The sequence below is a fragment of the Streptomyces sp. NPDC032091 genome (assembly GCF_055580265.1).
In genome coordinates this window covers 204529-229231 of sequence record NZ_JBVILR010000004.1, presented here as the reverse complement: position 1 = coordinate 229231, position 24703 = coordinate 204529, and the positions used below count along the sequence as shown (strand labels likewise).

General features: G+C 73.0%; 19 protein-coding genes. 4 read left to right on the top strand and 15 right to left on the bottom strand.

From position 1 onward, the window contains the following. Window positions 1–8: 8 nt before the first annotated feature. From kdpA to ACZ5NJ_RS09200, 3 genes are read left to right on the top strand one after another with little or no spacing between them, the layout of a single operon-like run. Window positions 9–1673, top strand: a complete 1665-nt coding sequence (kdpA, locus tag ACZ5NJ_RS09210) for a potassium-transporting ATPase subunit KdpA (protein ID WP_468764067.1) — start codon at window positions 9–11, stop codon at window positions 1671–1673. Further along, window positions 1670–3772, top strand: coding sequence for a potassium-transporting ATPase subunit KdpB (gene kdpB, locus ACZ5NJ_RS09205; RefSeq protein WP_468764066.1), 2103 nt, complete (start codon window positions 1670–1672; stop codon window positions 3770–3772). Before kdpA ends, kdpB begins: the two co-directional genes overlap by 4 nt. Window positions 3773–3778: 6 nt before the next feature. Beyond that, a complete protein-coding gene (locus ACZ5NJ_RS09200; RefSeq protein ID WP_468764065.1) occupies window positions 3779–4456 on the top strand; it encodes a potassium-transporting ATPase subunit C in 678 nt (225 codons plus the stop codon). Here the strand turns inward: ACZ5NJ_RS09200 and xdhC are convergent. From xdhC to ACZ5NJ_RS09170, 6 genes are all read right to left on the bottom strand, one after another. Then, entirely contained in the window at window positions 4443–5297 is an 855-nt protein-coding gene (gene xdhC, locus ACZ5NJ_RS09195; protein ID WP_468764313.1) for a xanthine dehydrogenase accessory protein XdhC, read from the bottom strand. The genes ACZ5NJ_RS09200 and xdhC overlap by 14 nt on opposite strands. A gap of 1 nt (window position 5298) precedes the next feature. Beyond that, window positions 5299–7665 (bottom strand): xanthine dehydrogenase molybdopterin binding subunit, encoded by a 2367-nt coding sequence (gene xdhB, locus ACZ5NJ_RS09190; RefSeq protein ID WP_468764064.1) that lies wholly within the window; start codon window positions 7663–7665, stop codon window positions 5299–5301. Next, window positions 7662–9128, bottom strand: coding sequence for a xanthine dehydrogenase small subunit (locus tag ACZ5NJ_RS09185; RefSeq protein WP_468764063.1), 1467 nt, complete (start codon window positions 9126–9128; stop codon window positions 7662–7664). The genes xdhB and ACZ5NJ_RS09185 overlap by 4 nt, the downstream gene beginning before the upstream one ends. A 437-nt stretch (window positions 9129–9565) precedes the next feature. After that, complete coding sequence (locus ACZ5NJ_RS09180) at window positions 9566–11170, bottom strand: alpha/beta fold hydrolase (RefSeq protein WP_468764062.1); 1605 nt, start codon at window positions 11168–11170, stop codon at window positions 9566–9568. A gap of 12 nt (window positions 11171–11182) precedes the next feature. Beyond that, window positions 11183–12709, bottom strand: coding sequence for an alpha/beta fold hydrolase (locus tag ACZ5NJ_RS09175; RefSeq protein ID WP_468764061.1), 1527 nt, complete (start codon window positions 12707–12709; stop codon window positions 11183–11185). Window positions 12710–12871: 162 nt separating this feature from the next. After that, on the bottom strand, window positions 12872–13996 hold the full coding sequence (locus ACZ5NJ_RS09170; protein WP_468764060.1) for an agmatine deiminase family protein: 1125 nt from the start codon (window positions 13994–13996) through the stop codon (window positions 12872–12874). A gap of 196 nt (window positions 13997–14192) precedes the next feature. Between ACZ5NJ_RS09170 and ACZ5NJ_RS09165 the strand changes: the two genes are divergently transcribed. Beyond that, the gene (locus tag ACZ5NJ_RS09165) at window positions 14193–14846 is read left to right on the top strand and encodes a TetR/AcrR family transcriptional regulator (RefSeq protein ID WP_468764059.1); all 654 of its coding nucleotides are present in this window, start codon (window positions 14193–14195) and stop codon (window positions 14844–14846) included. Between the two features lie 105 nt (window positions 14847–14951). Here ACZ5NJ_RS09165 and ACZ5NJ_RS09160 read toward each other — a convergent pair whose 3' ends face one another. The 9 genes from ACZ5NJ_RS09160 to ACZ5NJ_RS09120 all read right to left on the bottom strand — a co-directional run bounded on the left by ACZ5NJ_RS09160 (window position 14952) and on the right by ACZ5NJ_RS09120 (window position 24654). Then, complete coding sequence (locus ACZ5NJ_RS09160) at window positions 14952–15782, bottom strand: ABC transporter ATP-binding protein (RefSeq protein WP_468764058.1); 831 nt, start codon at window positions 15780–15782, stop codon at window positions 14952–14954. Further along, window positions 15772–16776 carry an ABC transporter ATP-binding protein gene (locus tag ACZ5NJ_RS09155; RefSeq protein WP_468764057.1) on the bottom strand — a complete coding sequence of 335 codons (1005 nt, stop codon included), beginning with the start codon at window positions 16774–16776 and terminating at the stop codon, window positions 15772–15774. Before ACZ5NJ_RS09155 ends, ACZ5NJ_RS09160 begins: the two co-directional genes overlap by 11 nt. Continuing rightward, window positions 16773–17627 carry an ABC transporter permease gene (locus tag ACZ5NJ_RS09150; RefSeq protein WP_468764056.1) on the bottom strand — a complete coding sequence of 285 codons (855 nt, stop codon included), beginning with the start codon at window positions 17625–17627 and terminating at the stop codon, window positions 16773–16775. The genes ACZ5NJ_RS09155 and ACZ5NJ_RS09150 overlap by 4 nt, the downstream gene beginning before the upstream one ends. Beyond that, window positions 17624–18586 (bottom strand): ABC transporter permease, encoded by a 963-nt coding sequence (locus ACZ5NJ_RS09145; protein ID WP_468764055.1) that lies wholly within the window; start codon window positions 18584–18586, stop codon window positions 17624–17626. The genes ACZ5NJ_RS09150 and ACZ5NJ_RS09145 overlap by 4 nt, the downstream gene beginning before the upstream one ends. After that, on the bottom strand, window positions 18583–20238 hold the full coding sequence (locus tag ACZ5NJ_RS09140; protein WP_468764054.1) for an ABC transporter substrate-binding protein: 1656 nt from the start codon (window positions 20236–20238) through the stop codon (window positions 18583–18585). The genes ACZ5NJ_RS09145 and ACZ5NJ_RS09140 overlap by 4 nt, the downstream gene beginning before the upstream one ends. A gap of 95 nt (window positions 20239–20333) precedes the next feature. Then, entirely contained in the window at window positions 20334–21347 is a 1014-nt protein-coding gene (locus tag ACZ5NJ_RS09135) for an agmatine deiminase family protein (protein ID WP_468764053.1), read from the bottom strand. Between the two features lie 65 nt (window positions 21348–21412). Then, window positions 21413–23161 (bottom strand): urease subunit alpha, encoded by a 1749-nt coding sequence (locus ACZ5NJ_RS09130; RefSeq protein ID WP_468764052.1) that lies wholly within the window; start codon window positions 23159–23161, stop codon window positions 21413–21415. After that, entirely contained in the window at window positions 23158–23862 is a 705-nt protein-coding gene (ureA, locus tag ACZ5NJ_RS09125) for an urease subunit gamma (protein WP_468764051.1), read from the bottom strand. Before ureA ends, ACZ5NJ_RS09130 begins: the two co-directional genes overlap by 4 nt. 210 nt (window positions 23863–24072) lie before the next feature. Then, complete coding sequence (locus ACZ5NJ_RS09120) at window positions 24073–24654, bottom strand: TetR/AcrR family transcriptional regulator (RefSeq protein WP_468764050.1); 582 nt, start codon at window positions 24652–24654, stop codon at window positions 24073–24075. Window positions 24655–24703 lie beyond the last annotated feature (49 nt).

The window sequence follows — 24703 nt, the reverse complement described above, 5'->3', positions numbered from 1 at the left end:
GCACCGATATGAGCCCCATAACCGCCGGCGTGCTCCAGCTGCTCGCGCTGGTCGCCGCGCTCGCGCTGGCCTACCGTCCGCTCGGCGACCACATGGCCGCGGTCTACTCCTCGGGCCGGCACCACAGGCCGGAGAAGTGGATCTACAAGGCCATCGGAGCCGACCCGGACGCCGAGATGCGCTGGCCCGCCTACCTGCGCGCGGTCCTGGCCTTCTCCGTCGTGGGCGTCCTGTTCCTCTACGCCCTGCAGCGCCTGCAAGGGGCCCTGCCGGGCTCGCTCGGCTTCGCCCCGATCGACCCGGACCAGGCCTTCAACACCGCCGCGTCCTTCGTGGCGAACACCAACTGGCAGTCGTACGCCGGCGAACAGGCCATGGGCCACCTCGTGCAGACGGGCGGCCTGGCGGTGCAGAACTTCGTCTCCGCCGCCGTCGGCATGGCCGTCGCGGTCGCCCTCGTCCGGGGCTTCGCGCGCTCCCGCACCGGTGAACTGGGCAACTTCTGGGCGGACCTGGTGCGCGGCACCGTCCGCGTCCTGCTGCCGCTCTCCGTGCTCGGGGCCGTGGTCCTGGTCGCCTGCGGCGTGATCCAGAACTTCTCCGGCATCCACGAGGTCGGCCAATTCGCGGGCGGAACGCAGCAGTGGAACGGGGGCGCGGTCGCGTCCCAGGAGGTCATCAAGGAACTCGGTACGAACGGCGGCGGCTACTTCAACGCCAACTCCGCCCACCCCTTCGAGAACCCGACCCCCTTCTCCAACCTGTTCGAGATCTTCCTGATCCTCGTCATCCCGTTCGCGCTGACCCGCACGTTCGGCAGGATGGTCGGCAACCTGCGCCAGGGCTACGCGATCCTCGCGACCATGACGGTCATCTGGCTCGGGTTCACGGCGCTGATGATGTGGACCGAGTTCGCCCACCACGGCCCGGCGCTCCAGGCGGCCGGCGGGGCGATGGAGGGCAAGGAGACCCGCTTCGGCGTCGGCGCCTCCGCGATCTTCTCGGTCGCCACCACGCTCACCTCGACCGGCGCGGTCGACTCCTTCCACTCCTCCTTCACGGGGCTCGGCGGCGGGATCCAGCTGCTGGGCATGCAGCTCGGCGAGATCGCGCCCGGCGGCGTGGGCTCCGGCCTCTACGGCATGCTGGTGATGGCGGTCATCGCGGTCTTCATCGCCGGTCTGATGGTGGGCCGGACCCCCGAGTACCTGGGCAAGAAGATCGGCACCCGCGAGATCAAGTTCGCGGCCTGCTACATCCTGGTCACCCCGGCCCTGGTCCTGTGCTTCACCGCCGCCGCGATGGCCTTGCCCACCCCGCCGCACTCGATGCTGAACCCGGGCGCGCACGGCTTCACCGAGGTCCTCTACGCCTACACCTCCGGCGCCAACAACAACGGCTCCGCCTTCGGCGGCCTGAACGCCGACACCCAGTGGTACAACACCACGATCGGCCTGGCCATGCTCCTCGGCCGGTTCCTGCCGATGGTGTTCGTCCTCGCCCTGGCCGGCTCGCTCGCCGGGCAGCAGCCCGTGCCGCACACGACGGGCACCCTGCGCACCGACCGACCCCTCTACGCCGGCCTCCTCGTCGGCACGATCATCATCGTCACCGGTCTGACCTACTTCCCCGCGCTCGCGCTCGGACCGCTCGCCGAAGGGCTCGCCTCATGAGCACCGCCACTGAGACCCGTGCTCCGCACGACGACCCGCCCACCGGCCACGAGCCCGGCACCGGACGCGCCGGCGGCGGCCTCTTCGACCCCAAGGCACTGCTGAAGTCCTTCCCGGACGCCGTGCGCAAGCTCGACCCCCGGGTGATGGTCAAGTCCCCGGTCATGTTCGTCGTCCTGGTCGGCTCGGTCGTCACCACCGCGCTCGCGGTCATGGACCCCACGGACTGGTTCGGCTGGGCCATCACCGCCTGGCTGTGGCTGACCACCCTCTTCGCCAACCTCGCCGAGGCCGTCGCCGAGGGCCGGGGCAAGGCGCAGGCCGACACCCTGCGCCGGGCCAAGACCGACACCGTCGCCCGCCGCCTGGCCGGGGACGGCACCGAGGAGTCCGTACCGGGTGCGCGGCTGCGCGTCGGCGACCTGGTGGTGTGCGAGGCCGGGGACGTCATCCCCGGCGACGGGGACGTCGTCGAGGGCGTCGCCTCCGTGGACGAGTCCGCCATCACCGGCGAATCCGCCCCCGTCATCCGGGAGTCCGGCGGCGACCGCAGCGCGGTGACCGGCGGAACGAAGGTCCTCTCCGACCGGATCGTCGTCAAGATCACCACCAAGCCCGGTGAGACCTTCATCGACCGGATGATCGCCCTGGTCGAGGGCGCCGCCCGGCAGAAGACGCCGAACGAGATCGCGCTGAACATCCTGCTGGCGTCCCTCACCATCGTCTTCCTGCTGGCCGTCGTCACGCTCCAGCCCTTCGCGGTCCACGCCGGGGCGAAGCAGTCGATGATCGTGCTGACCGCGCTGCTGGTCTGCCTGATCCCGACCACCATCGGCGCGCTGCTCTCGGCCATCGGCATCGCCGGCATGGACCGCCTGGTGCAGCGCAACGTCCTGGCCATGTCCGGCCGGGCCGTCGAGGCCGCCGGAGACGTCTCGACACTGCTGCTCGACAAGACGGGCACGATCACCCTCGGCAACCGCCAGGCCGCCGAGTTCGTGGCCGTCGAGGGCACCACGCAGGCGGCACTCGCCGATGCCGCACAGGTGTCCTCCCTTGCCGACGAGACGCCCGAGGGACGCTCGATCGTGGTCCTGGCCAAGGAGAGGTACGGACTGCGCGAACGCCACCAGGGCGAGCTCGCCCACGCCACGTGGATCGAGTTCACCGCCCAGACCCGGATGTCGGGCGTGGACGTCGACGGCAGGAAGGTCCGCAAGGGCGCGGCCGGTTCGGTCATCGCCTGGGTCACCGGGCGGGGCGGGCGGGTCACCGACGAGGCCGGCGCGCTGGCCGACACGATCGCCCAGGCCGGCGGCACCCCGCTGCTCGTCGCCGTCGAGGACGCCGACGGTGCCCGCGTCCTGGGGGTCATCCACCTCAAGGACGTGGTCAAGGAGGGCATGCGCGAACGGTTCGACGAACTGCGCCGCATGGGCATCAGGACCGTCATGATCACCGGTGACAACCCGCTGACGGCCAAGGCCATCGCCGAGGAGGCCGGGGTGGACGACTTCCTCGCCGAGGCCACCCCCGAGGACAAGATGGCACTCATCAAGCGGGAGCAGGCCGGCGGCAAGCTCGTCGCGATGACCGGCGACGGGACGAACGACGCCCCGGCGCTGGCCCAGGCCGACGTCGGCGTGGCCATGAACACCGGTACCTCGGCCGCCAAGGAGGCCGGGAACATGGTGGACCTGGACTCCGACCCGACGAAACTCATCGAGATCGTCGAGATCGGCAAGCAGCTTCTGATCACCCGGGGCGCCCTGACCACGTTCTCCATCGCCAACGACGTCGCGAAGTACTTCGCGATCATCCCGGCCATGTTCGCGGTGGCCTACCCGGGCCTGGACAAGCTCAACGTCATGGGGCTCGCGTCCCCCGAGTCGGCGATCCTCTCCGCCGTCGTCTTCAACGCGCTGATCATCATCGCCCTCGTCCCGCTCGCCCTCAAGGGCGTGCGGTACCGGCCGGCCGGCGCCGACAGGATGCTGCGCCGCAACCTCGGCGTCTACGGACTCGGCGGCCTGATCGCCCCGTTCCTCGGCATCAAGCTCATCGACCTGCTCATCTCCCTCATCCCCGGAATCGGCTGACCGACCATGAACCACTCTGTAGGCAACACCACACGGTTGATCGGGGCCGGCCTGCGGGCCCTGCTCGTCCTGACCGTGATCTGCGGGGTCATCTACCCGCTCGCCGTCACCGGCATCGCCCAGGCCTTCTTCGGCGGCCGGGCCAACGGCTCCGAGATCAAGGACGGGAGCGGCCGCGTCGTCGGCTCCTCCCTCATCGGGCAGACCTACGACCTGCCGAAGAAGGACCCGGACGACCCCGAGGAGACCGCGAAGCCGGACCTGAGGTGGTTCCAGCCCCGCCCCTCCGGCGGGCTGGGCACCAACGGCATCAACACCCGGTACTCCCTCCTCCTCTCCGGCGCCACCAACAAGGCCGCCGACAACCCCGGCCTCGTCAAGGCCGTCGACGACGCCAAGGCCGCGGTCGTCGCCGACAACTCCACCCCCGGCCACCGGGTCGAGCCGCAGGACGTGCCGGCCGACGCCGTCACCTCCTCCGGCTCCGGACTCGACCCGCACATCTCCCCCGCCTACGCCGCCCTCCAGGTCCACCGGGTGGCCCAGCGGAACGGCCTGCCCGTGGAGCGGGTCGAGAAGCTCGTCGAGGACAGCACCAGCGGCCGCACCCTCGGCTTCATGGGGGAGCCCCACGTCAACGTCCTCGAACTCAACACCGCCCTCAGGGCGCTCACGGGCAGCTGACGCGCTGGGGACCCGCCGCCCCGGGAGACGGTCGGCCCCGTTCGCGCTCGAAGGTGCGCAGCAGGTCGGCCGCGACACCCACCGCGATCACTGCGGGCTCCTTGCCCGTGAGCTCCGTCAGGCCGATCGGGGTCTTGATGCGGTCGATGGCGGCGTCGTCGTGGCCGCCCTCGGTGGAGAGGCGATGGCGGAATCGGCTCCATTTGGCGGCCGAGCCGATCAGGCCGATCGTGCCCAGCCCGGGCGTGCGCAGCGCGGCGTCGCACAGGGCGGCGTCCTCGGCGTGGTCATGGGTCATGATCAGCACGTGGGTGCCGGGCGCGAGTTCGGCGAGCACCTCCTCCGGCAGGAGCGGTGTGTGGTGGACGTGGACCTGCGCCACCGCGTCGCCGAGCACGGCGAGCCGTTCGTCGGTCAGCTGCCCGGGACGGGTGTCGACGAGGTGCAGGTCCAGGTCGAAGCGGGCCAGGACGCGGGCCAGTTCCAGTCCGACGTGCCCGACGCCGAAGACCGCCACCGCCGGGACCACCGGCAGGGGTTCGAGCAGGACGCTGACGGCTCCGCCGCAGCACTGGACGCCGTGCCGGCCGGTGACCTTGTCGTTGAGGGCGAACTCCATCAGCTCCGGCTCCGCGTCGGGGGTGTCGATCACCTCGCGGGCCCGGTCGACGGCGACGGCCTCGATGTTGCCGCCGCCGATGGAGCCCCAGGTCTCGGCCCGTCCCACGACGAGTTTGGCGCCGGCCTTGCGGGGTGCGTGGCCGCGCACGGTCGCGACGGTCACGAGCGCGCCGGGTTCCCGGCGGGCCCGCAACCGCGCGACCGCGGCCACCCAGGTCATGTCAGGCATGGCTCAGGGCGGTCGTGCCGGTGCGCGGCCCGGCGGCGGCGCGGGCCGCCTCGATCGCCCAGTACACCGCTTCCGGAGTGGCGGGCGAGGCGAGTTCCACGCTGGTCCCGGCCGGCCCGAAGGCCGCGGCGGCCTGCCGCAGCGCCTCCCGTACCGAGAACGCCAGCATCAGCGGGGGCTCGCCGACGGCCTTGGAGCCGTAGACCGCCCCCTCCTCGGTGGCGTTCCGCAGCAGCGTGACGTGGAACTCCTCGGGCATCTCCGAGAAGCTGGGCAGCTTGTAGGTGCTGGCGGCCTGGGTGAGGAGCCGGCCCCGGTTCGGGCCGTCGCCGGTGTCCCAGCGCATGTCCTCCAGGGTCAGCCAGCCCGCGCCCTGGACGAAGCCGCCCTCGACCTGGCCGATGTCGATCATCGGGGAGAGGCTGTCCCCGACGTCGTGGACGATGTCCACCCGGCGGATGCGGTACGCGCCGGTGAACCCGTCCACCTCCACCTCGGCGGCGGCGGCGCCGTGGGCGAAGTACTTGAACGGCGAGCCCCGGAAGGCCTTCGCGTCCCAGTGCAGGCCCTCGGTGCGGTAGAAGCCGGCGGCCGACAGCTGGACCCGCTGGAGGTAGGCGGTGCGCACGAGGTCGTCCCAGGCCAGTTCCCGGTCGCCGCCCAGGGCGCGGGCGACGCCCTCGACGATGCGCACGTCCGAGGCGTTGGCGCCCAGCTGGGTCCCGGCCACCTCCAGCAGCCGTCCGCGCAGCTGCTCGCAGGCGTTCTTCACGGCCGCGCCGTTGAGGTCCGCCCCCGCGCTGGCGGCGGTGGCGGAGGTGTTGGGCACCTTGTCGGTGCGGGTCGGGGCCAGCCGGACCTTGTGCAGGGGGATGCCCAGGGCGGTGGCCGCGATCTGGATCATCTTGGTGTGCAGGCCCTGGCCCATTTCGGTGCCGCCGTGGTTGATCAGGACGGAGCCGTCCTTGTAGATCAGCACCAGCGCGCCGCCCTGGTTGAAGGCGGTGAGGTTGAACGAGATGCCGAACTTGATGCCGGTGAGCGCCAGGGCCCGCTTGGTGTGCGGGTGCGCGGCGTTGAAGGCGGCGATCTCGCGCCGGCGGTCGGCGAGGCCGCCGTTCTCCTTGACCTGCTCCCAGACGGCGGAGATCCGTCCGGGGTGGGTGACCGGCTGCCCGTAGGGGGTGTGCTGGCCCTCGCGGTAGAAGTTGCGCTCCCGCAGCTCCGTCGGGTCGATGCCGAGCAGGGGCGCGCAGCGGCCCATGATGTCCTCGATCACCAGCATGCCCTGGGGTCCGCCGAAGCCGCGGAAGGCGGTGTTGGAGACCTTGTTGGTCCGGGCGATGCGTCCGGCGATGCGCGCGTTGGGGATCCAGTACGTGTTGTCGATGTGGCACAGGGCGCGGGCCACGACCGGCTCGGACAGGTCCAGGCTCCAGCCGCCGTCGGCGGTCAGGGTGGCGTCCAGGGCCAGGATGCGGCCCTCGGCGTCGAAGCCGATCCGCCAGGCGGCGTGGAATCCGTGGCGCTTGCCCGACATGGTCAGGTCCTGGGTCCGGTTGAGCCGGACCCTGACGGGCCGGCCGGTGAGCGTGGCCCCGAGGGCGGCGACCGCCGCGAACCCGTGGGGCTGCATCTCCTTGCCGCCGAAGCCGCCGCCCATGCGCAGGCACTGCACCGTCACCTCGTGGCTGTGCAGGCCGAGGACGTGGGCGACGATCTCCTGGGTCTCCGAGGGGTGCTGGGTGCTGCTCTGGACGAAGACCTGTCCGGCCTCGTCGATGTGGGCGAGCGCCGCGTGGGTTTCGAGGTAGAAGTGCTCCTGATCGGAGAACCGGAACTCGCCGGTGAACACGTGGGCGGCGTCGGCGAATCCGGCGTCGACGTCGCCGGCCAGCATCACGGGGCGGGCGCCGTGGAAGCTCTCGGCCGCGATGGCCTCCTCCAGGCCGACCAGCGAGGGCAGTTCGTCGAGTTCCACCTCGACGGCCGCCGCGCCGAGCCGGGCCGCCTCCAGGGTCTCGCCGAGCACCCAGGCGACGGCGTGGCCGTGGAACATGACCGTGTCGGGGAAGAGGGGTTCGTCGTGCTTCATTCCGGCGTCGTTGACGCCGGGCACGTCGGCGCCGGTCAGCACGCGGACCACGCCGGGCACGGCGAGCGCCGGGGCGGTGCGCAGGGCGGTGATCCTGCCATGGGCCTTCATGACCTGCACCGGGTGGGCATGCAGGACGTCCTTGGTGCGGTGGATCAGGTCGTCGGTGTAGAGCGCGGCGCCGGTGACGTGCAGGCCGGCGCTCTCGTGCGGCAGGGGGAGCCCGACCGCGGGCTTTTCGGGGCGCTGGGACAACTGGCTCATGAAGACACCGCCTCGGTGGTCTGTGCGTACAGCTTGAGCAGGCTCTGGCCGAGCATCGCGGAGCGGTAGCCGGCGCTGGCGCGGTGGTCGTCCACGGGGGTGCCCTCGGACCTCAGCACCCGGGCCGCGGCCTCGGCGGTCTCCGCCGTCCAGGCGCCGCCCTCCAGGGCGGCCTCGGTGGCGAGGGCGCGGATCGGGGTGGCGGCGACGCCGCCCAGGCCGATGCGGGCCTTGCGGACGATGCCGTCCTCGATGTCGAGGGCGAAGGCGACGGCGACGCTGGAGATGTCGTCGAACCGCCGCTTGGCGATCTTGTGGAAGGCCGTGACCGGCGACAGCGGCAGCGGGACGCGGACGGCGCGGATCAGTTCGCCGGGGCGGCGCACACTCTGCCGGTAGCCGGTGAAGTACGCGCCGAGGGGTACCTCGCGTTCGCCGTCGGCGCCGGCGAGCACCACCGACGCCTCCAGCGCGAGCAGGGCCGGCGGGCTGTCGCCGATGGGCGAGCCGGTTCCCAGGTTGCCGCCGAGGGTGGCGCTGTTGCGGATGAGCCGGGAGGCGAACTGCGGGAACAGCCCGGCGAGGAGGGGCACGCTGCCGCCGAGGCGGGTCTCGATCTCGCTGAGGGTCAGCGCGGCGCCGATCTCGATGTGGTCGGACGCCGTGCGCAGGGCCCGCAGTTCGGGCAGCCGGTCCACGGCGATCACGCAATCGGCGCGCCGGGAGCGGATGTTGACCTCCACGCCCCAGTCGGTGCTGCCGGCGACGACGACCGCGTCGGGCCGCTCGCGCAGCAGGCGCAGTGCCTCGGGCAGGGTCGCCGGGCGCAGGAAGGTGCGGTCGTCGCGGGTGTAGGCGGTGGCGGCCGGCTCGGGCGGCGCCTGTTCGCGGCGCTGCGCCAGCGGGTCGTCCCCGGCGGGGTCGCCGACGGCGAACGCGGCGTCGCGGATCGGGCGGTAGCCGGTGCAGCGGCAGAGGTTGCCGCTCAGCGCGTGCAGGTCGAAGCCGTTCGGGCCGTGCTCGGCGTCGCCGGCGGCGCCGGCCGTGTCGCCGTGGGCGCAGCGGCCGGGGCGGTAGTACTCGGCGGCCATGCTGCACACGAACCCCGGGGTGCAGTAGCCGCACTGGGAGCCGCCGCGGACGGCCATCTCCTCCTGTACGGGGTGCAGGGCGGGCGGTGTGCCGGGTTCGCCGGGGGTGGCGAGGCCCTCGGAGGTGATCACCTCCTGGCCGTCGAGCGCCGCGGCCGGGACCAGGCAGGCGTTGACGGCCACCCAGTCGGTGGGCTTGTCCACGCCGGGACGGGCCACGAGGACCGAACAGGCGCCGCATTCCCCTTCGGCGCAGCCCTCCTTGGTTCCGGTGAGGCCGCGCTCGCGCAGGAAGTCCAAGGCCGTGGTGTGGGGCGCGGCCGGCGCGAGCGGGGTTTCCTTCCCGTTGACGGTGATCCGCGGGCCTACCATCGCGCGTCCCCGTTCCGGGACATGAGGGGGGAAGCCGAGATGGAGCAGACAAGTGTCCTGGTCGCCATATGTCAGGAGCTTTCTCTTTCGGTGGCGCAGCTCGACGCCCCGCAGGACGCACCTGGGCGCGGGACGGCGCGCCACGGGCGGTGTGGGTGCGGAGGAGCAGGCGGTGTGGGAGGACGAGCGGTACCGGGGCCGTGATCGGGCACACCGGGAGGGGGCTGTTCAGCAGCCGTGGGCCACACGGCCGGGGGCCCAGGCGACCTCGTGGGCGGGGCGCAGCGGCGCGGAGACGGTCGACATCCGACGTCGCCTCCTTCCCTGAGCTCACGAGTCGGTCGGCCCGAAGCTACGTTGCCGCAGGTTGATCGGTCAAGCACCTGCCGCGGAACACGGCCCGTCGTCACTCCGGATGGTTCCGGAGAGCCGGCCCGTCAGGGGCCCGTCTCGAACGCCGGGGGCTTGAGGCCCTTGAGGCAGGCGGTGTCCGGGGCCGTCGGGCTGGCGAAGAAGGAGACCGCGATGGTCTGGGCGCACTTCGACGTCGCGAAGACCACGTGCGGTTCGTACGGGACGGTGACGACGGTGGCGCGGCTCAGCGTGCGGGCGACGTACGGGCCGTTGGCCGCTCCGGTCTGGGAGTCGAAGCCGCCCGAGATGGCCAGGGTGGGGATGTCGCTCTTCGTGACGTCCCTGATGGAGCGGGGCGCGGCCGGGACGTTCCAGGCGTCGCAGTCCTGGCGGAGGTAGGCCAGCTGCGGCGACTGGGACTGGACCGCGCGCGGGAAGGCCGGGAAGGCCTCCTCGCCGCCGCGCAGGGCCGCGTCCCGGGCCTCGTACGGGGTCCACTCGCTGCAGAAGACGCCGTAGACCAGCCCGTGGGAGGTCCGGCCGAGGGCCTGGGGGCTGTACTTGGCGGTCGACCACTGCTCGGCGATCCGCTGGGGCTTGCCGTGGGCCAGCTCGTCGAGGGCGCGGGGCACCTGGGGCGCCACATGGGTGGCCGAGGTCATCCAGTTCACCAGGGCCGAGCCGTCCAGGACCACCTTCACCGGCTTGTGGGTGTCGGGCAGGGTGACGGTGGTGGTGACGGGCTTGGCCTGGAGTTCGCGCACGAGGCGTTCGAAGGTGGCCGGGAGGTTCGGGTAGCGGTCGTTGCAGGCGGCCTGCTCGGCGCAGGCCTTGAACAGGCCGTCGAAGCCCTGCTTGGCGGCGCTCCAGGTGAGGGCCTCGCCGGCGGTGGAGGGCGGCAGGATGCCGTCGATGCCGACCGACCGGATCCCCTCGGGGTGCAGGCGCATGGTGACGAGGGCCAGCTGGGTGCCGTAGGAGATGCCGTACAGGTTCCACTGCGGGACGCCGAGCGCGGTGCGCAGGTCCGCGAGGTCGGCGGCGCTCTCGGTGTCGTTGTAGGCGCCGAGGTCGGCCCCGAGGCCGGTCAGCCGGTCGCGGCAGGCCTTCGTGGCCTGGAGGTGCAGGCGCTGGGTCTCGGGCGAGTCGGAGGCGAGCCCGGTCGCCCGCGCGTTGAACTCGTCGATGTTCGGGCAGGTGAGCGCCGGGTTGGCCGAGTACGTGCCGCGCTGGGACATGAGGATGACGTCGCGGTCGCGGTTCAGGCCGCCGTCGACGGCCATCTTGGCCTCGCCGACGGCGTCATCCCCCGGGCCTCCGGCGAGCCAGACGATCGGGTCGGGCTGGGGCTTCGCGGCGAGCGCCGGCATGATCGCCACACCGAGCTTGATCCACCGGGTGGCCGGCTTGGTCCGGTTCTCGGGCACGGTGAGCGTTCCGCAGCGGGCCCCGGCGAGCTCCGCGATCGGCTCCGGTGTCCGGGGGCACGGGCCCGGTGTGTAGCGGGCGTCGCGGGCGTTCCCGGCGACGCTGCCGACCGGCGGTGCCGGGCTCGGGGTGACCTCGGCGTACGCGGGGGCGGGCGCGCCGAACAGGCCGGTGAGGAGCACTCCGGCCGCCAGGCCGGCGGAGGAGGCGTGCAGCCGTCGCACGGTGCGGCGGGGGCGGGACGCGTGAGTGCGGGCCATCGGTCCTCCCGGTCACTTCGGGGTGATGGTGAACGGTGCCGGCGTGAGGCCGGCCACGCAGCCGGTGTCGGGGGCGGTCGGACGGGCGAGGAAGGAGGCGAGCACCTTCGCCGCGCAGGGCGACTGGGGGACCACCCAGTGCGTGATCCCGGGGATCTTCACAGAGGTCGAGCGGGACAGCGTACGGGCCGCGTCCTTCGCGAACTCCGAACCGGTCTTCTGGTCGAAGGTCCCCGAGAGGAGGAGCACCGGTACGGAGCTGACGGCGGCCACCCGCTGCTGGGCGGCCCGGTCGGGAACGTTCCAGGTCCGGCACACGTCGAACTGGAAGGGCAGCTGCGGCGTCTGGGCCAGGACGGTGTCCGGCCAGCCGGGGAAGGCCTTGCGGCCCGCGTCCAGCACGCCGGATTCCGAGACCCCCGGCGTCCATTCGGCGCAGGCCACGGACTCCGTCAGCCCGTGCGCGGTCATGCCGACCGCCGGGACCGCGTCGACCGCCCGGGCCCGGGCGAAGCGCTCCGGGTTTCCGTGGGCCAGCTCGTCGATCGCCGCCGGGACGTCGACGGGCTTGATGGTGTTGGCGACCAGCACGTTGAGAACCGCTCCCCCGTCGAGGACCACCTTCACCGGGTCCCCGCCCTTCGGGGGCGGGGCGGTCAGCGTCAGCGGCTTCGCCTCCAGCCTGCGCACCTGCTCGTCCAGGGTCTTGCGGAGGTCCGGGTAGCGGCTCTTGCAGGCCGGCTGGGCCGCGCACGCGTCGAGGATGGCGCCTATGCCCTCCTGTGCGCTGGGCCAGCCCCAGGGCAGCATCACGGTCTGCGGGGGCGTGACCGAGTCGATCGCCACCGCGCGGATCCCCTCGGGACGGGTGCGCAGGAGGGTGAGGGCGAGGTTGGTGCCGTAGGAGTACCCGTAGACGTTCCACTCGGCGATGCCGAGGGCCGTGCGCAGGTCGGCGAAGTCGGCCGCGTTCTCCCCGGTGTTGTAGGCGCCGAGGTCGGTCCCGTCGGCGGTGAGGCGGTCACGGCACTGCTTGAAGGCGTCCAGCATCTGCGACTTCGCCTGCGCCGAGTCGTAACCGAGGCCCACGTAGCGGGCGTTGAAGCGGTCCACCTCCGGGCAGGCCAGGTTCGGCTGGTCGTAGCGGTTGCCGCGCTGCGCCATGATGACCAGGTCGTGGTCGGCGTTCACCCCGGAGGAGACCAGGAAGGGGATGTCGTCGAAGGTCTCGCCGCCGGGGCCGCCCGCCATGAACACCACCGGCTCCGCGGCGGGTTTCGCCGCGACGGCCGGGATGACCGCCGCGGCCAGCCTGATGGTCCGCCCGCCGGGGCGGGCGCGGTTCTCGGGGACCTCCAGGAAGCCGCAGCGCGCCTTGGCCAGCTCCGGCACCGGCTCGGCCGTCTTCGGGCAGGGGCCGGGTACGAAGCGGGCGGGGGCCGAGGGGCTGGGTGCGGCGGTGGCCGGTGCCGTACCGAGCGCCGTGAGGAAGAGCAGGGCGGCCGCGGCGGCCGCCGTGTTCCGGGTGTGGTGCGCCATGGGATCCCGTTCCTCTGCCGACTCGTGCGGCTGCCCGTGCCGGGCGGCGCCGCGGCGCTCTGGGCGGAACGTACGTATTCGACGCTAGCGGCTCCCCCGGACGGCCGCATGCCGGCCGGCGCCGGGCGTCCGGTGGCGGCCGGCCACCGGACGCCGGGGCCCTTACGGGACCGGCTGCTGCTGGGTGACGCAGTGGATGCCACCGCCACCCGTGCCGAGGCGGTCGATGTCGAGCAGTTCGATCGCCCGGCCCGGGTGGAGACGGGCCAGGGTGGCCCGGGCCGCCGTGTCGGCGCCGGCGTCGCCGAATTGGCCGGCGATCACGGCGCCGTTGCAGAGGTAGTAGTTGGCGTACGAGGCGAGGAAGTCCCGGTTCGTCGAGCGGATCTTGTTGTAGTCGGGGCCCTGGAGCTTCTCGACGGCCATGCGCGTGCCGTCGGCGGTCGTGGCGGCGGAGAGGACCTGGTACTGCCGGCGGGCGTCCTTGGCGTAGACGTCGGTGTCCGTGGCCAGGGGCATCTGGACGAGGGCGCGGCCGGGGGCGAGGAAGCGGGAGGTCGCGTCCACGTGGTCGTCGGTGATGTCCTGGCCGACCACGCCGTCGAACCAGATGACCTTGGAGGCCCCGTAGGCGCTGTACAGGGCGGCCTCGATCTGTGCCTGGGAGAGGCCCGGGTTGCGGTTCCTGTTGATGAGGCTGCTGCGGGTGGCCATCAGGGTGCCGGCGCCGTCCTGTTCGACCGCGCCGCCCTCGCCCACCAGCCCGGCCGCGGTGAAGGGGACCCCGGCGTAGGCGGCGATCCGGCCGGCGACCAGGGCGTCGCGGGCGTGGGTCTGCTTGTTGCCCCAGCCGTTGAAGTTCAGGCCGATGGCGTCGAGGCCGCCGGCTCCGTCGGTGCGGAAGACCGGGCCGCTGTCGCGCATCCAGCAGTCGTCGACCGGGATCGAGGTGAGGACGGTGACGGTCGGACCGGCCAGGGAGCGGGCCCTGGCCGCGCTCGCGGGGTTGGCGCAGAGGTGGACGGGTTCGTACTTGGCGATGGTCCGGGCGATCAGGGCGATGTCCGACTGGACCCCGGAGAGCGCGTTGCCCCAGATCGAGCCGCTGTCCGGAAAGGCCATCCAGGTGCGGGCGTGGCGGACGTCCTCGGCCGGCACCCGGAACGTGCCCGGGGCGGCCGGGCGCGGCGCGGAGGCGGCCCGGGCGGGCCCCCCGGACGCCGCGAGGCCGGCCGCGGCGGCGATGCCCGTCGCGGCGGCCGACGTCAGGAACCTGCGTCTTCCCATGCCGCCGCTCCCGGGCGGGTTCCCCTTGTGTGCGTTCATGACGGTTCCTCCGATGTCCCAACTCCCCCCACGGGCAGTGGGGTTGGCCGGAAAGCTAGAACTGGCCAAGCGCTCGGTCAATAGTTGCGGCAGGGTTCTTCCGGCGGATCGGGAAAAGCCCCAGGTGGCGTGGTGGAGGCTGGTTAGAGTGACGCCCATGGCAGCTTCCGCGCAGCGTTCCGAGGTCCCGTCCGCCCTTCCCGGACGCGCCGCCCGCCCGCGGCCGTCGGCGAAGGGCGAGCAGACCCGGGCACGGCTGATCGCCGCCGCGCGGACCCTGCTCGCGGGTGAGCTGAGCGAACGGTTCACCACCCGCAACGTGGCCGCGCTGAGCGGGGTGTCGCACGGGATGTGCCACTACCACTTCCAGGACCGGACCGACCTGATCCTGGCCGTCATCACGGACATCCACCCCGAGTGGATCACCCCGCTGGAGGAGGCGGTGTCCGCCCCCGGCACCTTCGCGGAGCGCGCCGAGCGCGTGGTGGGGCTGCTGGGCCGGCCCGAGGGAGCGGAGCTCTCCCACCTCCACTCGGCGCTGCACTGGCACGCCCTGAACGACGACCGGGTGCGGGAGGGGCTGGAGGCCGAGTACCGCCGTTGGCGCGCCTGTTTCGTCGCGCTGTTCCAGGTACTGGCCGACGAACGCGGCGGGGGCCTGGACCCCCGCCCGCTGGGCCTGGCGGTGGCCGCCGCCGTGGACGGCCTGGCGGCCATGGAGTCCATGGGCGCCGACACCGGATCCGTCCCCGGCGACGGCGGCGAGCCGGTCCTGCGGACGCTGATCCGCACGCTCGCCGCCGGCGCCTGAGCCCCCCCCCCCCCCCCCCCCCCCCCCCCCCCCCCCACCACCCCCCCCACCCCCCCCCCCCCCCCCCCCCCCCCCCCCCCCCCCCCCCCCCCCCGCTCCCCCGTCTCAGAGCGCCCTGCGGGCGGCGGCGATCGCCTCCGGGTCCCATCCCGGGCGCGGCACCGACTCCAGGAGGAGGCGGGTGTAGGCGTGCCGGGGGGCGGCGAGCACCTCGGCCGTGGCCCCCGCCTCGACGACGCGGCCGTGGCGCATCACGACGATCTCGTCCGTGACGCACCGCACGACGCCGAGGTCGTGGGTGATGAAGAGGTACCCGATCCGGGTCTGCTCCCTGATGTCGGCGAGCAGGTTGAGGATCTGCGCCTGCACCGAGACGTCGAGCGCCGCCACGGCCTCGTCCAGGACGAGGACGGCCGGTTCGACGGCCAGGGCCCGGGCGATGGCCACGCGCTGGCGCTGGCCGCCGGACAGCTGCCGGGGCAGCGCGTCGGCGGCCCGGGTGCCCAGGCCAACCTGGTCGAGCAGCTCGCGGACCCGCCGGGTGTGGTCGCGGCCGGGGAAGTGCAGGCCCAGCGGTTCGCGCAGGGCCGCCTCGACGCTCGTGCGGGGATCCAGGGAGAGGTAAGGATCCTGGAAGACCATCTGGACCTCCCGGGCGCGGGCCAGCCGGCGGGCCCGCCCGCGTCCTCCCCCGGGCGCGGTACGGGACCGGCCGCCGACCAGGACCTCGCCGGCGTCGGCCCGCTCCAGGCCGACGATGATCCGGGCCGTGGTGGTCTTCCCCGAGCCGGACTCCCCCACGATGCCCAGCGATCCGCCGGCCGGGAGGGCGAAGGACACGTCGTCCACGGCGCGCACGGGCCCGTAGGAGCGGCTCAGCCCCCTGACCTCCAGTACGTTCACCGTGTCCGGCACGGCATCCATGTCATCGCGCATCGACGGCGCTCCCTTCGAGCCGGTCGCTGTGGTGGCAGGCGGCCAGGTGCTCCGGCCGGCCCGGGGCGGCGGCCGGCTCCGGGACCCGCTGATCACAGACCTCCGTGGCGAGGGGGCAGCGGGCGGCGAAGGCACAGCCGCTCAGTGCCTGGCGCAGGTCCGGCGGCTGGCCGGCGATGGCGGCGAGCCGGCCGCGGGGGCCGTCCATGCGCGGGGTGGAGGCGAGGAGGGCGGCCGTGTAGGGGTGGCGGGGGCGCGCGAAGAGCTCCTCGGCGGGGCCGGTCTCGGCGATCCGGCCGGCGTACATGACGTAGACCCGGTCGCTGATGGCGGCGGCGAGGTCGAGGTCGTGGGTGACGAACAGCAGGCCGGTGCCGAAGCGTGCCCGCAGGGCGGCCAGCAGGGCGATGACCTCCGCCTGGCTGGTGACGTCGAGGGCCGTGGTGGGCTCGTCGGCCAGCAGCAGCGCGGGGTCTCCCATGAGGGCGGCCGCGATGACCACCCGCTGGAGCATGCCGCCGGAGACCTGGCCGGGGTACGTGCGCAGGAGGGACGCGTCCAGGCCGACGGCTCCCAGAAGCTCGGAGGCCCGGGCGGTGGCCTCGTCCCGGCCCATGGCGCCGGTGAGGGTGACGCTCTCGGTGAGGAAGTCGCCGATGCGGCGCAGCGGGTTGACGGCGGCGCGCGGGTCCTGGAAGACCATGGCCGCCGTACCGGCCCGTACGGCGCGCAGGGCGGCGGCGCCCAGGGTGAGGACGTCCCGGCCGCCGACCCGGACCTCGCCCTCGACGACGGCGCCGGCCGGCAGCAGCCGCAGGGCGCTGCGGGAGGTGAGGGACTTGCCGGAGCCGGACTCGCCGACGAGGGCGATGGTCTCGCCGGCGGCGACGGTGAGGTCGACCCCGTCGAGGACGGGCCGGGCGGTGCCGGGCAGGGTGATCCTCAGCCCCCGGATGTCCAGGGCGGGGCCGGGCGTGTGCGGTGTCGTGGTCATCGGTCTCTCCTGGCGACGCGGTCCGCCCAGCGCTCGCCCACCACGTTGAAGGCGACCACGCTCAGCACGATGACGGCGCACGGCAGGATCGCGGACAGCGGGTAGCCGTGCTGGATGGCGGTCTGTCCGTCGAAGACCATGCGGCCCCAGTCGGGGGTGAGGGCGGGGACGCCGAGTCCGAGGAAGGACAGGCCGGCGAGGTCCATGAGGGCGTAGCCGAAGTTGACGGCGGACTGGGCGAGGACGACGGGGGCGATGTTGGGCAGGACGTGGCGCAGGCAGATCTGGAGGGCGGAGTGGCCCTGGACCCGGTGGGCGCTGACGTACGGCCGGGCCCGTTCGGCCAGGACCAGGGAGCGGGTGAGGCGGCTGACGTAGGGGGTGTAGGCCACGGCGAGGGCGAGCACGGGGGCGAGCAGCCCCTCGCCGTGGACGGAGATGATCAGGATGGCGAGCAGCATGCCGGGGAAGGCGAAGACCAGCTCGGTGCTGCGGGAGAGGACGGAGTCGAGCCAGCCGCCGCGCCAGGCCGCGGCCGTGCCGATGGCGATGCCGGCGACGGTGGAGAAGACGACAACGCCGAGCGGTCCGAGCAGTGAGGTCCGGGCGCCGAGCAGCAGTCGGGAGAGGGTGTCACGGCCGGCGGCGTCCACGCCGAAGGGGTGGGCGGCGGAGGGCGCGGCGAGGGCGTCGCCGAGATCGACCGTGTTGGGGTCGTGCGGGGCGAGCCACGGCGCGAGCACGGCGGCGAGGACGACGAGGGCGACGAACGCCAGGCAGGCCAGGTGGAGCGGGGAGCCTGCCGCGCGGATCCGGGCGAGGCCGGGTCTGCGGGTCAGTACGGCGGTCACGTGGAGGCCCTCCTGGAACCGAGGGTGACCCGGGGGTCGACGAGGGGCAGGGCCAGGTCCACGAGCAGGTTCACGGTCATGAAGAGGGCGACGATGATCAGCGAGATGGCCTGGACGGTCGGGAAGTCCTTGGTGGTGGTGGACAGTTCGAGGAGCTGTCCGATGCCGCCGACGCTGAAGGCGGTCTCCACGAGGATGGTGCACACCAGCAGGGTGGAGACGATCAGCCCGCCGGTGGTCAGGACGGTGCCCAGCGAGTTGCGGAAGACATGGCGCCGGATGACCTGGCGCTCGGGGACCCCGCGGCTGCGGGCGACGGTGACGTGCTCGCTGTCGAGGGCTTCGAGCATGGCGGAACGGGTGACCCGGGCGAGCATGCCGATCAGGTACAGCGCGAGGGCGACCGAGGGCAGGACGAGGTGCCACAGCAGGTCCCCGAAGCCGCCTTCGCCCGTACCGCTGCTGGGGAACCAGCCGAGGTCGACGGCGAACAGGCCCTGGAGGAGGACCGCCGCGACGAAGGACGGGGTGCCGACGGCGAAGGTGGTGGTGACGAGGATGGCCGAGTCGGTGGCCCCGCCGCGCACGGCGGCGATCCGGCCGAGCAGCAGGCCGACGGCGACGACCACGGCGAGCGACATCGCGATCAGGAGCAGGGTGGTGGGCAGCCGGTCGGCGAGCAGGCGGGAGACGTCGGTCCGGTAGGTGATGGACCGGCCGAAGTCCCCGTGGAGGACGTCGCCCAGCCAGCGCAGCCAGCGGACGAGGAAGGGGTCGTCCAGGTGGTACTGGGCGTTGATCGCGGCCAGTGCCTCCGGTGAGGCGGAGCGGCCGGCGAGCAGGAAGCTCGCCGGGTTGCCCGGCGCCAGATACAGGGCCCCGAAGACGACGAACGAGGCGACGAGCAGGGTGGCGGCCATCTCCGCCACCCGTCGTACGGCGAACCTGAGGAAACTCACTGCGCGGCCCCCACGTCCGCGGCCCACGGGTAGTACATGTACGAGATGGTGGTGGGGGCGCCGGTGATCCGCTTGTTCATGAACAGGGCGGTGGGCCATTCGGCGACGGGGATCCACAGCAGCCGTTCGGACGCCTGGTGCTGGAGCCTGGCGGCGATGTCCATGCGCTCCTCCGTCGGGTAGACGGCGGTGGCCTGGTCGACGAGGCGGTCGTACTCGGGGTCGCTGTAGCCGCCGAAGTTGAGGTAGGCGCCGGTCTTGAAGTTGACCAGCAGGTCGAGCGGGTCGGTGATCGAGTCGTAGTAGGTGAGCGGGAACATGTCGATGCCCTCGCGCGCCTGGGGGTCGGTGAACAGGGCGGTGAAGGCGTTCGGGGCGATCGTCTTCAGCCGGATGTCCAGGCCGATGCGGGTGCCGGCCGCCTGGACGGCGGTGGCGAGGAGGGAGACGTCCTGGCCGATGGAGCTGGTGGCGACGGTCAGGGTCTTGCCGGTGGCCCCGGCCTCCTTGATCAGGGCGGTGGCCTTCTCGATGTCCTGGCCGGTGGGCGGCAGGCCGTCGAAGGCGGTCTTCAGGGTGCGCTCGGGGGCGGCGGCCCAGGCGGCGTGCGTGGTGAGCGAGTTGGTGACGGTGCCCGCGCCGCCGAGTCCGGCCTTGACGAAGCCGGTGCGGTCCAGGGCCAGGGACAGGGCCTGGCGGACGCGGAGGTCGCCGAGCGGGCCCTTCAGGTTGGTGACGTTGACGTTGACCGTGCTGAGGCCCTCGCCGAACCAGAGCTTTCCGGTCCCGCTGTCGCGCAGCCGGGCGTAGCTCTCGGTCGGGATCAGATAGCCGCCGTCGGCCTCTCCGCCGAGGAGGGCGTTGGTGCGGGCGGAGGGGTCGGTGAGGATGCGGAAGACGGCCTTCTTCGACTTGGCCTTCGTACCGCGGTAGCCGTCGAAGCGGTCCAGTTCGATGGACTGGCCCTTGTTCCACGTGCCGAGCGTGAACGGGCCGGTGCAGCCGAGGCCGCCGGTGGTGCCGTAGTCCTTGCCGGCGGCCTCGACGGTGGCCTTGGAGGCCACGACCCCGGCGGCGGTGGCCATGTACTGGGGGAACTGGGAGTCGGGCTTCTTGAGCGTGACGGTGACCTGGAGCGGGCCGGTCTTGGTGACCGAGGCGACGTTCTGGAAGACCTGGGCCCAGGCGGCGGCGTTCTGGGGGTCCATCTGCCGGGCGAGGCTGAAGACGGCGTCGTCGGCGGTCATCTCGCGGCCGTCGTGGAAGCGGACGCCGGGGCGCAGGTCGTAGACCCAGGTGGTGGGGTCGGGGTTGGTCGCCTGCCGGGCCAGTCCGGGCTCGGTGGTGAGGGACGGGGTCCACCGCATGAGGCTCTCGCACACGTTGGAGAGCACGGTGTTCTGCGGGTAGTCGAAGGCGGCGGTGTAGTCGAGGGTGGGCGGTTCGGCGTAGACGGCCCAGGTGAAGGAGTCGATCTCGCCGCGGGCCTCGGGGGTGGAGGGCGACAGTTTGACGTCGGTGACGCCGCCGGCCTCGTCCTTCGGCGGGCCGGAGCAGCCGGCGAGGAGGGCGCAGGCCGTCAGGGCGGCGGTGACGGCGGCCGCCGCGCGCGGGCGCGGGCGTCTGCCGGTGCGGGGTGGGGAGAGGGTCATCGTCGCGCTCTTTCGTTCCGTGAGGGTCGGGGGGGGGAGGAGCGGGCGGACCGCCGGGGACGGGCGGTCCGCCTGGAGCGGCAGGGCGGTACGGTTCAGCCGGCGGCCGGCGGGGCGGGGATCTGCTGGGTGATGCAGTGGACGCCGCCGCCGCCGAAGGCGATGGCGAGCGCCCGTACGCCGACGACCTTGCGGCCGGGGTGGGCGGCGGCGATGACGGCGAGGGCGTCCTCGTCCTGGGGCACCCCGGCGACGGGGACGACGACACCGCCGTTGGCGATGTAGTAGTTCATGTACGACACCTCGACCTCGCCGTCGGCGAGGTCGGTGAAGGCCGTCTGCGGGAGCTCGATGACCTCCAGGCGTCGGCCCCGGGCGTCGGTGACGGCTTCCAGGACGGCGCGGTTGGCGCGCATCCGGGCGTAGTCGGGGTGGGCGGGGTCGGAGGGCAGGGAGACGACGACCGTGCCGGGCGCGGCGAAGGCGCAGACGCCGTCCACGTGGCCGTCGGTCTCGGTGTCGCGCAGGCCTCCGTAGGGCAGCCAGATGACCTTGGTGATGCCGAGGCGGGCCTTGAGCTCGTCCTCGATCTCCTCGCGGGTCATGCCGGGGTTGCGGTTGGGGTGCAGGAGGCACTGCTCGGTGGTGATGAGCGTGCCCTCGCCGTCGACGGTGACGGCCCCGCCCTCCAGGATCATGCGGGAGGCGATGCGCTCGACCCCGAGGTGCTCCAGCAGGAGGGCGCTGATCCGGTCGTCGGCGTCGAAGGGGTGGTGCTTGCCGCCCCAGGCGTTGAAGCGGAAGTCCACGCCGGCGCGCCGGCCGTCCGCGTCGAGGACGAACAGCGGGGCGGAGTCGCGGAACCAGGAGTCGTCGAGCGGCAGCTCGATGACGGTGACGCCGTCCCCGCAGTGGCTGCGGGCGTCCTGGCCGAATCCGGGCGGGGCGACCATGGTGACGGGCTCGAAGGCGGAGATGGCGCGGGCGACTCCCGCGTACTCCTCCTTGACGTCGGCCAGCACGCTGCCCCACAGGTCCTCGCGGGTGGGCCAGGCCATCAGACAGCCCTCGTGCGCGGACCACTCGGCGGGCATACGGTATTCAGCCATCAGGTGTCTCATTTCTTGTGTCGGCGGAGTCTTCCACCGAACTGAAAATTCAGTCAAGAGCGAGGTCAGAGGAAGTAGAGGCGGTTGAGGGAGACCCGCTCCGCGGGTTCGGAGCGCAGGGGCTCCCCCTGGAGGGTCACGAGGCCGCTGCGGGGGTCCACGTCGACCGCGCCGAGGCGGGCGTTGCCGATCATGCTTCCCGGGCCGATCCCCCGGGTGCCGCGGACGGCGACCCGGCGGCGCCGGGTGCCGAGGGCGTCGTACGGGGCGCCGAAGGAGCCGGATTCGGCGGCGGCACGGCTGACGAACGCGACGGAGAGGTCGGCGGGGGCGGCGCCGTGGGCGCCGAAGAGCGGGCCGAGGACCAGCGGTTCGCAGCAGTCCGTGGCGGCGTTGGGGTCGCCGGTGACCCCGTACGCCGGGAAGCCGGACTTGAGCACCATCTGCGGCTTGGCGCCGAAGAACGCCGGGCGCCAGAGCACGATGTCGGCGAGCTTGCCGACCTCGATGGAGCCGATCTCGTGGGCCAGGCCGTGGGCGATGGCCGGGTTGATGGTCAGCTTGGCGATGTAGCGCAGGACGCGGGCGTTGTCGTCGCCCTCGCCGTCCCCGTCCATCGGGCCGAGTTCGGCCTTCATCTTGCCCGCCATGGCGAAGGTGCGGCGGACGGTCTCGCCGGCCCGCCCCATGCCCTGGGCGTCGGAGGAGGTGATCGCGATGGCGCCCAGGTCGTGCAGGACGTCCTCCGCCCCCATCGTCCCGGCGCGGATCCGGTCGCGGGCCAGGGCGGCGTCGCCGGGGAGGTCGGTCTTCAGCGCGTGGACGGAGACGATCATGCCGTAGTGCTCGGCGACGGCGTCTCGGCCGAAGGGCAGGGTGGGGTTGGTGGAGGAGCCGATGACGTTCGGCACGCCCGCCATCTTCAGGACGTTGGGGACGTGCCCGCCGCCGCAGCCCTCGATGTGGAAGGCGTGGATGGTGCGGCCTTCGAGGACGCGCAGGGTGTCCTCGACGGAGAGGCATTCATTGAGGCCGTCGCTGTGCAGGGCCACCTGCACGTCGTGCTCCTCGGCCACCCGCAGGGCGGTGTCCAGGGCCCGGGTGTGGGCGCCCATGTCCTCGTGCACCTTGAAGCCGGAGGCGCCGCCCTCCGCCAGGGCCTCCACCAGGGGCGCGGCGTCCGAGGAGGAGCCGCGGGCGAGGAAGCCGACGTTCACGGGCCAGGCGTCGAAGGCGTTGAACCCGTGCCTCAGGGCCCAGGGCGAGTTCACCCCGACGCCCCAGGTCGGTCCGATCTCCTGGCCGATGACCGTGGTGACGCCGCTGGCGAGGGAGGCCTCCATGATCCGCGGGGAGAGCAGGTGGACGTGGGTGTCGACCGCGCCCGCCGTGGCGATCAGGCCCTCGCCCGAGATCATCGTCGTACCGGTGCCGACGACGACGTCGACCCCGTCGAGGGTGTCCGGGTTGCCGGCCCGGCCGATCGCGTGGATCCGGCCCTCGCGGATGCCGACGGACACCTTCCGGATGCCCAGGACGGCATCGATGACCAGGACGTTCGTGATCACCGCGTCGCAGGTCTCGCGGACGGCGGCGGCCTTCAGGTGGAGGCCGTCGCGGGCGGTCTTGCCGAAGCCGGCCAGGAACTCGTCACCGGGCTGCTGCGCGTCGGACTCCACCCGGACGACCAGCCCCGAGTCGCCGAGCCGGACCCGGTCCCCCGCCCGGGGGCCGTGCACGGTGGCGTACTCGTACGGGTCGATGTGCCGGCTGCCGGGGGCGCAGTGGTCGCTGTGGCGGGAGGGCCTGCTCATACCGCGCCCCCTTCGGGGGCCGCCGCGCCGAGGTAGCCGCAGGCGGCGGCGCGGCGCAGCGCCTCGGCCTTGGCGCCGGGGGCGTCGAGCGGACCGTCGACCAGGCCCGCGAAGCCGATGGCGATCCGGGCGCCGCCGATGGGGATCAGGCCCACCTCGACGACGGCGCCGGAGTCGAAACGGGTGGAGGAGCCGGCCGCGACCGCCAGCCGCATGCCGTAGGCGGCGGCGCGGTCGAAGTCCAGGCGGGGGTTGGCCTCGAAGAAGTGGAAGTGCGAGGTGACGCTCACCGGCACGGACGCCGTGTTGCGGACGGTCAGGGTGAGCGCGGGCTCGGGCCCGTCGACCATGTCCGCACCCGGCAGGACGGCGCCGGGGGCCCCGTCGTCCCGGGGCTGCGCGCCGAAGGGGTCGCCGACGGCGGCGAGACGGGTGCCGTCCTCGAAGACGGCTTCCACCATCACCTCGGTCACGATGTCCACGACGCCCGGCAGTACGTCGCCGGGGCCGAGGACGGAGCGGCCGCGGGCGAGGGCCTCAGCAAGGCGGACGCCGTCGCGGGCGGCCTCGCACACCGTGTCCGCGATCAGCGCGGTGGCCTCCGGGACGTTGAGCCGCAGGCCCCGCGCACGCCGGGACCGGGCCAGCTCGGCGGCGGTGAACAGCAGGAGCCGGTCACGTTCGGTGGGGGTCAGGGGCATGGCGCCCACCGGGTACGGGAAACGTTCATGATCATCCTTTGGGGTGGCGCCGCCTCGGGACGAGACCGGGCGACGCGAGGAACTGTGACACTGACTGAAAATTCAGTCAAGAGCTACGACAAGGGAAGGCCCCGGCCTGCGGAAGGACAGGACGAGGGCGCCCCCGGACAGGCCGGGGCGGCCCACCGGGGGCGGGCGGAGGCGGGCGCCTCAGTACTGGCGGAGTCCGGCCAGCTCGGCGTCGATGGCTCCGAGCATCAGCTCGCGCGCGTGGTCGATCCGGATGCCGCCGCTGAGCCAGCGCATGCTGAGCCCCTCCAGGAGGGCGGTGAGGCGTTCGGCGGCCTCGGCGAGCGAGGAGGCGGTCGCCATCGGCTGGACCTGGCCGAGCAGCGCGGCGACCTCCTGGACCCACACCAGGGTGGCCCGGGCGAGGTCCTCGCGCAACACCTCGTCGAAGACGGCGCTGGCCCGCAGCTCACCCCAGGCCGAGCTGTTCTCCCGGACCTCCACGGTGTCCTGGAGCTCCAGCAGGAGGGTCTCGTCCAGCTCCTCCCGGGGGGTGAGGGGAGGCGCGTCGGGGTCGCGGTCGGTGGTGTAGCGCTCGGCGCGGTCGTTGATGAATTCGAGGGTCTGGCGCAGGACCCCGGTACGGTCCTTGAAGTGGTAGTAGATCAGCGCCGTGGACACTCCGGCCTCGGCCGCGAGTTCCTCCACGCGCAGCCCGCGGACCCCGCGCCGGGCGATCACCCGGGCGGCCGCTTCGAGGATCTGAGTGCTGCGAGACGCCATGACCCGCACCTTACCGGGGCGTTCGGGTGCGGACGCACCCGGCCCGCCC

What these genes read in the sequence shown, in the direction of transcription:
- kdpA (WP_468764067.1), top strand. Translation starts at nt 9, where the DNA reads ATGAGCCCCATAACCGCCGGCGTGCTCCAGCTGCTCGCGCTGGTCGCC.
- kdpB (WP_468764066.1), top strand. Translation starts at nt 1,670, where the DNA reads ATGAGCACCGCCACTGAGACCCGTGCTCCGCACGACGACCCGCCCACC.
- ACZ5NJ_RS09200 (WP_468764065.1), top strand. Translation starts at nt 3,779, where the DNA reads ATGAACCACTCTGTAGGCAACACCACACGGTTGATCGGGGCCGGCCTG.
- xdhC (WP_468764313.1), bottom strand. Translation starts at nt 5,297, where the DNA reads ATGACCTGGGTGGCCGCGGTCGCGCGGTTGCGGGCCCGCCGGGAACCC.
- xdhB (WP_468764064.1), bottom strand. Translation starts at nt 7,665, where the DNA reads ATGAGCCAGTTGTCCCAGCGCCCCGAAAAGCCCGCGGTCGGGCTCCCC.
- ACZ5NJ_RS09185 (WP_468764063.1), bottom strand. Translation starts at nt 9,128, where the DNA reads ATGGTAGGCCCGCGGATCACCGTCAACGGGAAGGAAACCCCGCTCGCG.
- ACZ5NJ_RS09180 (WP_468764062.1), bottom strand. Translation starts at nt 11,170, where the DNA reads ATGGCCCGCACTCACGCGTCCCGCCCCCGCCGCACCGTGCGACGGCTG.
- ACZ5NJ_RS09175 (WP_468764061.1), bottom strand. Translation starts at nt 12,709, where the DNA reads ATGGCGCACCACACCCGGAACACGGCGGCCGCCGCGGCCGCCCTGCTC.
- ACZ5NJ_RS09170 (WP_468764060.1), bottom strand. Translation starts at nt 13,996, where the DNA reads ATGGGAAGACGCAGGTTCCTGACGTCGGCCGCCGCGACGGGCATCGCC.
- ACZ5NJ_RS09165 (WP_468764059.1), top strand. Translation starts at nt 14,193, where the DNA reads ATGGCAGCTTCCGCGCAGCGTTCCGAGGTCCCGTCCGCCCTTCCCGGA.
- ACZ5NJ_RS09160 (WP_468764058.1), bottom strand. Translation starts at nt 15,782, where the DNA reads ATGCGCGATGACATGGATGCCGTGCCGGACACGGTGAACGTACTGGAG.
- ACZ5NJ_RS09155 (WP_468764057.1), bottom strand. Translation starts at nt 16,776, where the DNA reads ATGACCACGACACCGCACACGCCCGGCCCCGCCCTGGACATCCGGGGG.
- ACZ5NJ_RS09140 (WP_468764054.1), bottom strand. Translation starts at nt 20,238, where the DNA reads ATGACCCTCTCCCCACCCCGCACCGGCAGACGCCCGCGCCCGCGCGCG.
- ACZ5NJ_RS09135 (WP_468764053.1), bottom strand. Translation starts at nt 21,347, where the DNA reads ATGGCTGAATACCGTATGCCCGCCGAGTGGTCCGCGCACGAGGGCTGT.
- ACZ5NJ_RS09130 (WP_468764052.1), bottom strand. Translation starts at nt 23,161, where the DNA reads ATGAGCAGGCCCTCCCGCCACAGCGACCACTGCGCCCCCGGCAGCCGG.
- ureA (WP_468764051.1), bottom strand. Translation starts at nt 23,862, where the DNA reads ATGCCCCTGACCCCCACCGAACGTGACCGGCTCCTGCTGTTCACCGCC.
- ACZ5NJ_RS09120 (WP_468764050.1), bottom strand. Translation starts at nt 24,654, where the DNA reads ATGGCGTCTCGCAGCACTCAGATCCTCGAAGCGGCCGCCCGGGTGATC.